Origin of the sequence: Streptomyces coelicoflavus (assembly GCF_045041415.1) — a bacterium.
GTDB classification, from domain to species: domain Bacteria; phylum Actinomycetota; class Actinomycetes; order Streptomycetales; family Streptomycetaceae; genus Streptomyces; species Streptomyces coelicoflavus.
In genome coordinates, this window is the sequence record NZ_CP108218.1 from 1,487,231 (window position 1) to 1,498,804 (window position 11,574).

9 protein-coding genes are annotated in these 11,574 nt (G+C 74.6%); 3 read left to right on the forward strand and 6 right to left on the reverse strand.

Annotated features, from left to right (window positions below):
* Positions 1 to 8 precede the first annotated feature (8 nt).
* A complete protein-coding gene (locus OHA99_RS06610; protein ID WP_381499528.1) occupies positions 9 to 1,304 on the reverse strand; it encodes a protein phosphatase 2C domain-containing protein in 1,296 nt (431 codons plus the stop codon).
* A 732-nt stretch (positions 1,305 to 2,036) separates the two neighbouring features.
* On the opposite strand from OHA99_RS06610, the gene OHA99_RS06615 reads away from it, so the two are divergent.
* Positions 2,037 to 3,047: a helix-turn-helix domain-containing protein gene (locus OHA99_RS06615; protein ID WP_381606045.1), complete on the forward strand. Its 1,011-nt coding sequence runs from the start codon at positions 2,037 to 2,039 to the stop codon at positions 3,045 to 3,047.
* Between the two features lie 82 nt (positions 3,048 to 3,129).
* Positions 3,130 to 3,612, forward strand: a complete 483-nt coding sequence (locus OHA99_RS06620) for a DUF456 domain-containing protein (protein WP_153177286.1) — start codon at positions 3,130 to 3,132, stop codon at positions 3,610 to 3,612.
* Here the strand turns inward: OHA99_RS06620 and OHA99_RS06625 are convergent.
* The 4 genes from OHA99_RS06625 to OHA99_RS06640 all read right to left on the reverse strand — a co-directional run bounded on the left by OHA99_RS06625 (position 3,575) and on the right by OHA99_RS06640 (position 8,279).
* Positions 3,575 to 4,099, reverse strand: a complete 525-nt coding sequence (locus OHA99_RS06625) for a methylated-DNA--[protein]-cysteine S-methyltransferase (protein ID WP_108987690.1) — start codon at positions 4,097 to 4,099, stop codon at positions 3,575 to 3,577. The two genes, OHA99_RS06620 and OHA99_RS06625, sit on opposite strands and share 38 nt — an antisense overlap.
* The gene (locus OHA99_RS06630; RefSeq protein ID WP_228126073.1) at positions 4,096 to 5,577 is read right to left on the reverse strand and encodes a bifunctional transcriptional activator/DNA repair enzyme AdaA; all 1,482 of its coding nucleotides are present in this window, start codon (positions 5,575 to 5,577) and stop codon (positions 4,096 to 4,098) included. The genes OHA99_RS06625 and OHA99_RS06630 overlap by 4 nt, the downstream gene beginning before the upstream one ends.
* A gap of 30 nt (positions 5,578 to 5,607) precedes the next feature.
* Complete coding sequence (gene rsgA, locus OHA99_RS06635; RefSeq protein WP_381499531.1) at positions 5,608 to 6,711, reverse strand: ribosome small subunit-dependent GTPase A; 1,104 nt, start codon at positions 6,709 to 6,711, stop codon at positions 5,608 to 5,610.
* 248 nt (positions 6,712 to 6,959) lie between these two features.
* Positions 6,960 to 8,279, reverse strand: coding sequence for a radical SAM protein (locus OHA99_RS06640; protein ID WP_381499534.1), 1,320 nt, complete (start codon positions 8,277 to 8,279; stop codon positions 6,960 to 6,962).
* A 107-nt stretch (positions 8,280 to 8,386) separates the two neighbouring features.
* Here OHA99_RS06640 and OHA99_RS06645 point away from each other — a divergent pair, with 107 nt between their 5' ends.
* Complete coding sequence (locus tag OHA99_RS06645; protein ID WP_366471222.1) at positions 8,387 to 9,643, forward strand: D-arabinono-1,4-lactone oxidase; 1,257 nt, start codon at positions 8,387 to 8,389, stop codon at positions 9,641 to 9,643.
* 85 nt (positions 9,644 to 9,728) lie between these two features.
* Here the strand turns inward: OHA99_RS06645 and OHA99_RS06650 are convergent, their stop codons facing one another.
* Positions 9,729 to 11,498, reverse strand: a complete 1,770-nt coding sequence (locus OHA99_RS06650) for a S8 family serine peptidase (protein ID WP_366471221.1) — start codon at positions 11,496 to 11,498, stop codon at positions 9,729 to 9,731.
* Between the last annotated feature and the right edge of the window lie 76 nt (positions 11,499 to 11,574).

Sequence of the window (11,574 nt, forward strand, 5' to 3'; positions counted from 1 at the left end):
GGGCGGCCTCACGCCTCCCAAACGGCGGCGGCCGTACGGTCGTCCGCGTATCCCTTGACCCGCACGCCGCTGTCGGCGAGGAACTCCCCGAGTCCGGGCGCCGGGCGGCCGGCCCATCTCCGCGCGAGGAGTTCACCGAGCCCGGGCTCGTTCAGCAGCGGTTCGGCGAGGCCCGCGGTGCACATCAGGAGCACATCACCCGGGCGGGCTACGGAGGCCCGGAAGCGGAAGGGCGCGCGGGGCGGTTCCGCGGTCGGGCCGTCGTACGGCCCCGGGGCCGTGGTGATGCCGAGGTCCATGGTGAGCCGGTCGCCGTCGGGCGTCTCGCTCGGCGCGTCGTTCGGCGCGTCGTGGGGCGCGTCGTGGGGCGGGGAGCCGAAGCCGAGGACAGGTTCGCCGGTGACGTCACCGGTGTCCGGCTCCATTTCCCGCCAGGTGCCGTCGCGCAGGCGCAGCAGTCCGCCCGCGCCGACGCCGAAGAACACGCGGGTGCGGCACTCCGGGTCGGCGGGCAGCAGCAGGCAGCGCAGGGTGGCCGCGTACTCGTCCGGGGCGAGGCCCTGTTCGGCGGCGCCGGCCCGGAGCCGGCCGAGGCTGCGGTCGGTGAGGCGGTGCAGGCCGGACTTCAGGTCGCCGCGCCGGGCGGCCCGCAGGTCCTCGGCGAGCCGCGCGTGACTGCGCCCCACGGCCCGCCCGATCCACCGGCACACCTCGGCCGCCGCCCGGTGCGCCCCCGCGGTCGCGCGGGCGCCGGTCGCCATCGCCACCAGGACCAGCGCCTGCTCGCCGGCACCGAACCGGGCCACGAGCAGCGCGTCGCGCCGCGGCTCCCCCCGGTAGCGCGCGGAGTCCCCGCGCACGGAGACGGCCCGCAGCGTGCACGTGCCGTACCTGGCCCCTTCCAGCACGGTGTCGGGGACCAGCCCGTCCAGGCCGTCGGGATCGGCGGGCGGCAGCGCGGTGGGCTCGGCGTCGTAGGTGGGCGGTCCGCTGCCCACGTAGTCGCGGTCGGCGCCGTCCGGTCCGGCGGGCGGCGAGGGGACGAACGACGACGGCAGCGGGGGCAGGCCGGACGGGGTCCGGGGCGGCGGAACGGCGGCGGGCGGTTCGGTGAGGTCGGCGGCGCCGCTCCCCGAGGTGGTGAGCCCGCGTGGATCACCACCCCGGCTCCGGCCACCGGATGCCGGGGACGGCGGCGGGGGCGGCGGTGACGGCGGTGACGGTGGCTCTGCGGCGCCGGACGCCCGCGGAGCCGCGGCGGGCGGTGTGGTGCCGGGCCGTGCGGGCCCCGGCGGGAAGTCCACGGGACTGTCACCCGAGCCACCGTCACCAGCCTGCGACGGGCGCTCAGGACCCGATGGCCCCGCACCACGCGGGCCGTCGTCGCCGAGCCCCGGCGGGCCCACTGGACGCGGCGGCCCGCCGGCACCCGGGCGCTCGTCTCCGGGCCCGGACGGCCCCGCGGTGCGGGGGCCGGGGACGCCGCCGCCCGGGAGGTTCGCCGACGCCCACCAAGGGGCCCTGGGTCCGGGCGGGGCGGGGGCCGGTGGGGGCGGTGCCGTCGGGCCGTCGGGGCCGGGACGGCGGGCCACCGTTCCGGACGCCGAGGCGAAGCGGTCGTCCAGGGAATCGGGTGCGGCCGTGGGGCCGGTGTCGTCGGTGGAGTCGTCGTACAGCTGCCCCCACCAGTCGTCCTCAGGACCGGTGGGACCGGTGGGACCGGTGGGCCTTCCCCCCTGCTGACTCATGCTCCTGATTGTCCACCGAGGGAGCCATATGAAAACGGGGCATCGGGAAATTCGGGCGGACCGGCGCGCGCCGGGCGGCGTGTCGGGGGACGCGTCGAACGGTTGTGCGCGGTGGGGTGGCCGAGCGGCCCCACCCCCCACGGGAGGACCGCTCGGCGACGCCACCTTGGCAGAGTGACCGGCGGTACGGCGATGATGTCCGCGGGCGGGTTTACGCCGTGGCCGTTTTCCGCCACGGACGTCCCCGCCGACAGAGTTGATCATGGTTCCGGGGAGGGGCGACGCCTGATGCTGGGAGTGCTGGGGCTGGAGGACGCGCAGGAGTCGGCGTACCGCGCGCTGGTGTCGGTGGGGGCGGCCGACGTGTCCGACCTGGCGCGGCGGCTGGAGCTCGGCGAGCAGGACACCGAGCGCGCGCTGCGCAGGCTGGAGCAGCACGGGCTCGCCGCCCAGTCCTCGGCCCGCCCGGGACGCTGGGTCGCGGCCCCGCCGGGCGTCGCGCTGGGCGCCCTGCTCACCCAGCAGCGGCACGAACTGGACCGGGCGGAGCTGGCGGCGGCCCTGCTGGCGGAGGAGTACCGGGCGGCGGCGGCCGAGCCCGCCGTGCACGACCTGGTGGAGGTGGTGACCGGCGCCGCGGCCGTCGCCCGGCGCTTCCTCCAGCTGCAACTCGGCGCGAACGACGAGGTCTGCGCGCTGGTCACCGACCGACCGGTCGCCGTGACCGGCATGGAGAACGACGCGGAGGAGCAGGCCACCGGACGCGGTGTCCGCTACCGCGTGGTGGTCGAGCGGTCGGTGCTCGACCTGCCGACCGGCGTCACGGAGCTGACCGCCGCGCTGGGCCGCGACGAGCAGGTCCGGGTCGTGGACCGGGTGCCGACGAAACTGGTCGTCGCCGACCGCTCCCTCGCCCTGGTGCCACTCACCGCGCGCTCCTCGGAGCCCGCCGCGCTGGTCGTGCACGCCAGCGGACTGCTCGAGCTGCTGTCGGGCCTCTTCGAGGCGGTGTGGCGGGACGCCCTCCCGCTGCGCCTGGGCGCCGCCGGCGTGACCGAGCACGGCCCGGACGGTCCGGACGGCACCGACCTGGAGATCCTCTCCCTGCTGCTCGCCGGTCTGACCGACGCGAGCGTCGCCAAGCAGCTCGACCTGGGCCTGCGCACCGTACAGCGGCGGGTGAAGCGCCTGATGGAGCTGACCGGGGTCACCACCCGGCTCCAGCTGGGCTGGCACGCCTACGAGCGGGACTGGGTGGCCAGAGAGCCCGGGGAGCACGGGGAGCACGGAGAGCGCTGAGCGGCGCCGGGAGGAGCCGGAGGAGCCCTGTCCGCCGCGCCGGACTTCTGCGGACCGGGCCGGACTCCTGCACCCTGGACAGATGGGAGCGTGGGACCTCCTCCTGACCGGCCTGGTCGTTCTGCTCGGGCTGTGCGGCGTCCTGCTCCCCGGCGTGCCCGGGTCGTGGCTGGTGTGGGCCGGGGTCCTGTGGTGGGCGCTGAAGGATCCCCGGCCGCTGGCGTGGGCGGTCCTCGTCGGCGCCACCGTCGTCCTGCTGCTCTCCCGGGCGGTGCGCTGGGCGCTGCCGACCCGCCGCAGACGCCGGGACGAGGCCATGCGCCGGCTGACCTCGTACGGGGGCGCGGGCGCCGTCCTCGGCTTCGTGGTCGTCCCCGTGCTGGGCGCGATCCCCGGCTTCCTGGGCGGCATCTACCTCGCCGAGCGGCTGCGGCTCGGGCGGCACGGCGAGGCGATGGCGTCGCTGCGGACCGCGATGCGCCACGGCGGCGCCGATCTGCTGACGGAACTGTTCGCGTGTCTGCTGATCACCGGGGCGTGGCTGGGAGCGGTGCTGGCCGGCTGACCGGGGCGCCCTCCAGCGTCAGCAGCCGCGTCTTGCGTTCCAGACCGCCCGCGTACCCGGTCAGGGAGCCGTCGGCGCCGATCACCCGGTGGCAGGGACGGAGGATCAGCAGCGGGTTGGCGCCGATCGCGCCGCCGACGGCACGGACCGCCGGCCGCGAGGCGCCGATGCGGGCGGCGATCTCGCCGTACGTCGTCGTCGCCCCGTAGGGCACGTCGTCCAGGGCGGCCCACACGCGCTCCCGGAAGGCGGTGCCCTCGGCGCGCAGCGGCAGCCGGAACTCCGTCAGCTCCCCGGCGAAGTAGGCCGCGAGCTGCTCCGCTGCCGCCCGGAAGGGCCCGGCGTCGCGCAGCCAGCCGTCCTGGACGCTCCGGCCGCCCTTCTGCCCGGGCACCGAGAGGGAGGTGAGCGCCCCGTCGGGTCCGGCGGTGAGGAGCAGCCGCCCGACGGGACTGTCGGTCTCGTACCAGTAGGTCGGGGTGGTCATCGGTCGTTCTCCCAGTCTCCTGCGGCGCGCAGGTGGTTCAGTGCGTACGAGCGCCAGGGGCGCCAGGTGTCGGGCACGGCGGTGCCGGGCGGGGCGACGTCCGGGTCGCCGAGGGCGCGGGTGCGCACGACGGCGACGGTACGGGCGTCCAGGCCGGGCACGGCGAGCAGGGCGCGCTCGGCGTCGTCCCGGTCGGCGCCCGGGTCGAGGCGTACGGCGCCGTCGGCGAGGGCGGCGGCGAGCGCGCCCGGGGTGCCGTCCGGCGCGGCCTCGGCGAGGACGGCCGGTTCGGGGAAGAGGTGGGTGAGGGTGCCGCAGGGCGCGTCGAGGGCCTTGCCGCAACGCTGGACGAGCCGCTCGGCCTCCGCGCGCCCCACCAGGGTCCGTACCGCCAGTTCGTCGGGGTCGGCGGTGCCCGGTGAGCGCAGCCCCGGGCGGGCGGCGACCAGCGGGGCGAGCCGGGGGTCGGCGCCGAGCCGCTCGTCGACGGCGTACGGGTCGGCGTCGAGGTCGAACAGCCGCCGCAGCCGCTGTACGGAGGTGGTCAGGTCGCGCAGGTCGGTGAGGTGGAGGCGGGCCTCCAGCCAGCCGCCGGAGCCGGTGCCGGGCCGCCCCGTCCGCCCCGTCCGTTCCTGGACGGCGACGATCCCGGTGCCGTACGGCAGGCGCAGGGTGCGCCGGTAGACGCGTCGGCCGCTGTCGCCGCTCACCTCCTCCACCCCGGCGACGGCTTCCCGCTGGAGCAGGTCGAAGACCGGGCCGGGCTGGTAGGGGCCCCGGTGGGCGAGGCGCAGCGGGACGCCGGCGGTGGGGGTGGCCGTGTGCCGGGCGGCCCGGTCGCGGGCCGGGGCGGCGGCACGCAGCTCGCTCGGGGTGGCCGCGTACACGGCCCGGACGGTGTCGTTGAACTGCCGCACGCTGGCGAAGCCGGACGCGAAGGCGATCTCGGTGACGGGCAGTCCGGTGGTCTGCAACAGGACGCGCGCGGTGTGCGCCCGCTGGGCGCGGGCCAGGGCCACGGGCCCCGCGCCCACCTCGGCGGTGAGCTGGCGCTGCACCTGGCGGGCGCTGTAGCCGAGCCGTCCGGCGAGTCCGGCGACGCCCTCGCGGTCGACGACGCCGTCGCCGATCAGCCGCATGGCCCGGCCGACGACGTCGGCGCGGACGTTCCAGTCGGCGGAGCCCGGCACGGCGTCGGGACGGCACCGCCGGCAGGCCCGGAAACCCGAGCCCTGCGCGGCGGCTGCCGTCGCGAAGAACCGCACGTTGTGCCGCTTCGGGGTGACCGCGGGGCAGCTGGGCCGGCAGTAGATGCCGGTCGTCTCGACGGCGAAGAAGAACGCGCCGTCGAACCGGGCGTCCCGGCTCCGCACGGCCTCGTACCTGCCGTCTTCGCGTGTCTTCTCGTACTCCGCTGTCGGTGTCACGCCCTCCAGTCTCCGCCAGACCGGACATCCGGGCTGGCGGAAATCGGACATCGCGCTGGAGGGGTCCGGAGGGCCGGTCGGCTACCGCAGGCCGCCCCTCTTGGCCTCCATCGCCGCCTTGCCGATGGCGCCCCGGCGCTTCCACTCCTTCCGGATCTCGGCCCGCATCCGGGCGTCGGTCTTGGCGACGATGCGCTGGTTCTCCCGCATGAGTTTGCGGTAGCTCTCCAGCCGCCGCTCGGGCAGTGCGCCGCTGTCGATGGCGGCGAGGACGGCGCAGCCCGGCTCGCTCTCGTGGGCGCAGTCGTGGAACCGGCACTCCTCGGCCAGCCCCGCGATCTCGGCGAACACCTGGTCCACGCCGGTGCCCGCGTCCCACAGCCCGACGCCCCGCAGCCCGGGGGTGTCGATCAGTACTCCCCCGCCGGGCAGGGCGAGGAGGTTGCGGGTGGTGGTGGTGTGCCGTCCCTTGCCGTCGACGTCGCGGATGGCCTGGACGCCCATGACGTCCTCGCCGAGCAGCGCGTTGGCGAGGGTGGACTTGCCGGCGCCGGACTGTCCGAGCAGCACGGCGGTGCCGCCGGAGACGACGGCGGCGAGCACGTCGAGCCCCTCGCCCTGCTCGGCGCTGACGGACAGCACCGCCACGCCGGGCGCGGCGGTCTCCACGTCCTGGACGAGGTACGCCAGGGTCACCGGGTCGGGCACGAGGTCGGCCTTGGTGAGGACGACCAGGGGCTGCGCCCCGGACTCCCAGGCGAGGGCGAGGAACCGTTCGATCCGGGCGAGGTCCAGTTCGGCCGCGAGCGACACGGCGACGATCGCGTGGTCGACGTTGGCCGCGAGGATCTGCCCCTCGGACCGCTTGGAGGAGGTGGAGCGCACGAAGGCGGTACGGCGCGGCAGACACGTCCGTGCGTAGCGGGGGGTGCCGCCCTCGGGGTCCACGGCGACCCAGTCGCCGGTGCAGACCACGCGCAGCGGGTCGTTGGGGGTGACGAACGCGGTGTCGGCCCGCACGAGGCCGTCCGCGGTGACGACGTCGCACTGCCCGCGGTCGACCCGGACGACCCGTCCGGGCAGCAGCCCTTCGGCGGCGTACGGCGCGAACGCGTCGGCCCAGTCGTCGTCCCAGCCGTAGGAGGTCAGGGCGGAGTGGGCGGAGGTGGATGACGTGGAAGTCAAGGGGGTGACCCTTCAGGGTGCGGCCCCGGTGCGGGATCTCAGGGAGCGGCTGAGATCAGCCGGTGGCCAAGGAGGTGGACTCGATGGGCTCCTGGATGCGGGCAGCGCCCGTCACAGTGACAGCCATGGTCGACACCTCCTCTGAGAATCCCCTGTCGCGGCGGCCCTTGAGACCGCCGCGCTCGAACATCCGTCACCTTAGACGCGCACCCGGGGGCCGCGCCACCGATTAACCGCGGACCGTCCGCTCACACCTCCACGGGCGCGTCCGCCGGCAGGCTGTCCATGAAGGAGCTGACCGAGAAGACCGCGTTGCCGGCGCCGGGCGGGCCGTAGCCGGGGGGCGAGGAGAGACCGAAGTCCTCCATGGTCTGGCGGTAGGCCTGGAGCAGCCGGATGTGGTACTCCAGCGGGGCGCCGTCGGGGTTGGTCTTGCCGAGCGGGGTGGTGGGCTCGGGGCACCAGGTGGTGAAGCGGGGCGTGATGCCGTGCGACATGAAGAAGCGCAGGCCCTCGGTGGTGGACTCGATGGCCTCGTCGACGGTCTTGAAGCCGAAGGGCTCCGCCATCTCCACGCCCGCGACGAAGTTGGGGATGACGTTGCGCGCGCCGAAGACGTCGGTGGAGTCGAGGATGCGCCGGTGCCACTCGTCGCGGCCGACGTAACGCTCCTTGCCGGGGCAGTACATCTTGAACAGGTACTCGTCCCACACCTCGAAGTTGGGGTGGTAGATCTGCACGCCGTAGTCCTTGAAGCGCTGGACGTCCGGCTTGGGCAGGGCCTGGGCGACGACCTTGCCGATCCAGCGGCCGGGGAAGTGCTCCTCGACGGCCTTGGCGTACCGCCCGTAGAAGTCGGCCTCGTCCAGACCCTGGACCTTCGACGTGATCGCGCCGCCGGTGAGCGTGTACGCGGTGGAGATCTTGGCGGTGTCGTACTTGTCGATGATCTCCAGGGCCTCGAGGACCTCGTCGACGTCCTTCACGCCCGTGTACGGCCGCCCGGCCGCCTTGTGCTGGCGCCAGTTGTGGTTGATGTCGCAGTACTGGCACTCCTCCTTGGCGCCGAAGTACTGGCAGACGCGGAACGCGGTCAGGTAGATCAGGTAGCCCCACTGGATGGTCGGGGCCACCTCCATGACCGACTTCCCGTTGGAGAGCTTGTGCCGGTAGTACTCGGGCATGGGCGGCACACCGACGTCGGCGATCCGCTTGCCGTCCAGGTAGAGACCGAGGACACCGTCCTCGTTCGCGGCGACGCGGTAGGGGGAGGCCGGGTTCACGCGGACCGAGACGACGGTGCGGCGCAGGTCGTAGGGGCCGCCGGTGAGGATGATCTCCTCGGGCGGGCGGCGCAGGGCGGCCTCGCCCAGCTCGGGCAGGGTGCCGTGGTCGAAGGAGAAGATGAAGTACGACTTCGGCTTGACCTCGCCGCTCTCGTTGTCACTGAGTGCGGAAGGGTCGAAGGCGACGCCGCCGCGCAGCAGGTCCTCCTTGAAGACGGCCTCGCGCGGTACGTTCGGGAACCGCTCCATCAGATCCTCGACCAGCGCGGTACGGCTGTCCATCCCGTGTCTCCTCCCAGCTGCGGCGTTCGACTTCTCACGGTATGCCCCCGCGACGGCGGCTTCCCGCCCGGGGCCCCTTCCAGGCGCGCCGGGTAGGTTTCCGGGCCATGAGCGACATCACGGTGACCAACTGGGCCGGCAACATCACGTACACCGCCAAGGAACTGCTCCGGCCGCACTCCTTGGACGCCCTGCGGTCCCTGGTGGCCGGGAGCGGGCGGGTGCGGGTGCTGGGCAGCGGGCACTCCTTCAACGAGATCGCCGAGCCGGGCGCGGAGGGCGTCCTGCTGTCGCTGGCGGACCTGCCGTCCGAGGTGGACGTCGACACGGCGGCCCGTACGGTGCGGGTCGGCGGCGGTGTGCGGTACGCGGAGCTGGCCCGGGCGGTGCACGCGCGGGGGCTGGCGCTGGCGAACATGGCGTCGCTGCCGCACATCTCGGTCGCCGGGTCGGTGGCGACCGGCACCCACGGCTCCGGGGTGGGCAACGGCCCGCTGGCGTCGGTGGTGCGCGAGGTGGAGCTGGTCGCGGCGGACGGTTCGACCGTGGTGATCGCCCGCGGTGACGAGCGGTTCGGCGGGGCGGTGACCTCGCTGGGCGCCCTGGGCGTGGTGACCTCGCTCACCCTCGGCCTGGAGCCGGCCTACGAGGTGGAGCAGCACGTCTTCACCGAGCTGCCGCTGGACGGCCTGGACACGGCGACGTTCGAGACCGTGATGGCGGCGGCGTACAGCGTGAGCCTGTTCACGGACTGGCGGGCGCCCGGGTTCCGGCAGGTGTGGCTGAAGCGGCGCACCGACCAGCCGCTGGACGGCTTCCCGTACGCGGAGGCCGCCGCCGAGAAGATGCATCCGGTGCCGGGCATGCCCGCGGTCAACTGCACGGAGCAGTTCGGGGTGCCGGGGCCCTGGCACGAGCGGCTGCCGCACTTCCGCGCCGAGTTCACGCCCAGCAGCGGTGCCGAGTTGCAGTCGGAGTACCTGATGCCCCGGGAGCACGCCCCGGCCGCGCTGCACGCGATGGACGCGATACGCGACGTGCTCGCGCCGGTGCTCCAGACCTGCGAGATCCGCACGGTCGCCGCCGACGACCAGTGGATGAGCCCGGCCTACGGGCGGGACACGGTGGCCGCGCACTTCACCTGGGTCGAGGACACTGCCGCGGTGCTGCCGGTGGTGCGGCGGCTGGAGGAGGCGCTCGCGCCCTTCGCGGCCCGCCCGCACTGGGGGAAGGTGTTCGCGACTCCGGCGGACGGGCTGCGTGCGCTGTACCCGCGGCTGGGCGACTTCCGGGCGCTGGCAGAGGAGCTGGATCCGGCGGGGAAGTTCACCAACGCGTTCGTGCGCGGAGTGCTGACGGGCTGACGGGCTGACGGCCGGGAGACGGGCGGGGCGCACCCGGGTCGTGTCCGGGTGCGCCCTTCGGGGACCGACGGCCGGCGGAGGCCGGTCAGTTGGCGAAGCAGAAGCCGAAGCTCCAGCACTGGATGGTGCGGGAGGCCGTGTCGGAGTGGCCCGTGCCGTCGGTGACGGTGAGGGTGGCGGTGAAGTTCTCCTGGGCGGCCGGGTAGCGGTGCGAGGCGGTCACCCCGCTGCCGTTCTGGCCGTCGCCGAAGCTCCAGGCGTAGGAGGCGATGTCACCGTCGGGGTCGGTGCTGCCGGAGGCGTCGAAGTCGCAGCCGGTCTGCATGCAGAAGGCGGTGAAGGACGCGTTGGGCGTGTCGCCCGCCGGGGGCGCGCCGGCCCGTACGGAGCGGGTGGCGGTGTCGGAGTTGCCCGCGCCGTCGGTGACGGTGAGGGTGACCTCGTAGGTGCCGGCCGCCGCGTAGGTGTGCGAGGGGGTGGCGCCGGTGCCGGTCTTCCCGTCGCCGAAGTCCCAGGCGTAGGAGGCGATGTCACCGTCCGGGTCGGTGGACCCGGAGGCGTCGAAGGCGCAGCTCGGTTCCGTCGAGGAGCAGTCGGCGGTGAAGGCCGCCGTGGGCTCGTCCGGCTGCGGTTCGCCGTCGCCGCCCAGGCCGGACACGTTGAGCAGCAGGTTGGGCGAGCCGCTGCCCGGGTTGCCGACCTCCCCCTGGTCGGCGCCGTTCACCAGGGCGTCGCGGACCTCCTGCGGTGCGGCGCCGGGGTGGGCCGACAGGTACAGGGCCGCGGCGCCCGCGACGTGCGGGGACGCCATCGACGTACCGCTCATCGAGGTCTGGCCGCCGCCGTTGCGGGTGGAGACGATGTCGCTGCCCGGGGCGAACAGGTCGAGGCAGCGGCCGTAGTTGGAGAAGCTGGAGCGGGTGTCGCTGCTGGTGGTGGCGCCGACGGTGATGGCGTCGGCGGTGCGCGAGGGGCTGTACGTGCAGGCGTCCCGGTTGTTGTTGCCGGCCGCGACGACGGTGGTGACGCCGGCGTTGATCAGGCCCTGGACTGCCTGGTCGACGGAGGAGTTGGGGTCGCCGCCGATCGACATGTTGGCCACGGAGGAGCCGGAGGCGTTGCGCGCCACCCAGTCCATGCCGTCGATGACCGTCGACCACGGGGCGGTGCCCTGGCAGTTCAGTACCCGCACGGAGACGATGTCGACGTCCTTGGCGACTCCGTAGTCCCGCGACCCGACGGTGCCCGCGACGTGGGTGCCGTGGCCCTGGCAGTCGCTCGCGTCCGGGTCGTTGTCGCTGAAGTCGTAACCGCTCGCGGCCCGGCCCTCGAAGTTCGGGTGGTCCATGTCGACACCGGTGTCGATGACGTAGGCGGTGGCCCCGGAGCCGGTGTTGGGGTAGGTGTAGGCGTCGTCGAGTGCGCCGTCGACGCGGTCGATGCCGTACGAGGGCGGGTCGGGCTGGGTGCCGGTGAGGCGGGCGGTGCCGTCGGCCTCCACGTACTCGACGCCGTCCGCCGCGGCGAGCCGCTTCGCCTCGGCCTCGGTGGCGGATATCGAGAAGCCCCGGAAGGCCGCCGAGTAGACCTGGCGGACCTGCGCGCCGTACCGCTGGGCGAGCGCCCGGGCGTCGGCCCGTACGTCGGCCTCGGCGCCCGCCTGCACGGAGGCCCGGCCCTCCAGGGCCACGATGTACCGGCCCTGGACCGCGCCGGCCGCGTCCGCGTTCCGGATCGTGCCCCCGGCGGACGGCCCGTCCGCCGGGGCGGCGGCGACCGGTCCGGCGAGCGCCAGTACCGTCGCCGCGGCCGCTCCGACGCACAGCGCGGACAGCTGCCTTCTCCTTGTGCGCATACCTCTGCTCCTCCGGTAAGGGTGGGGAACGGTTCCGGAGGGGGGAGCCGCCGGAACCGGGCGGGCTCACCCTCCG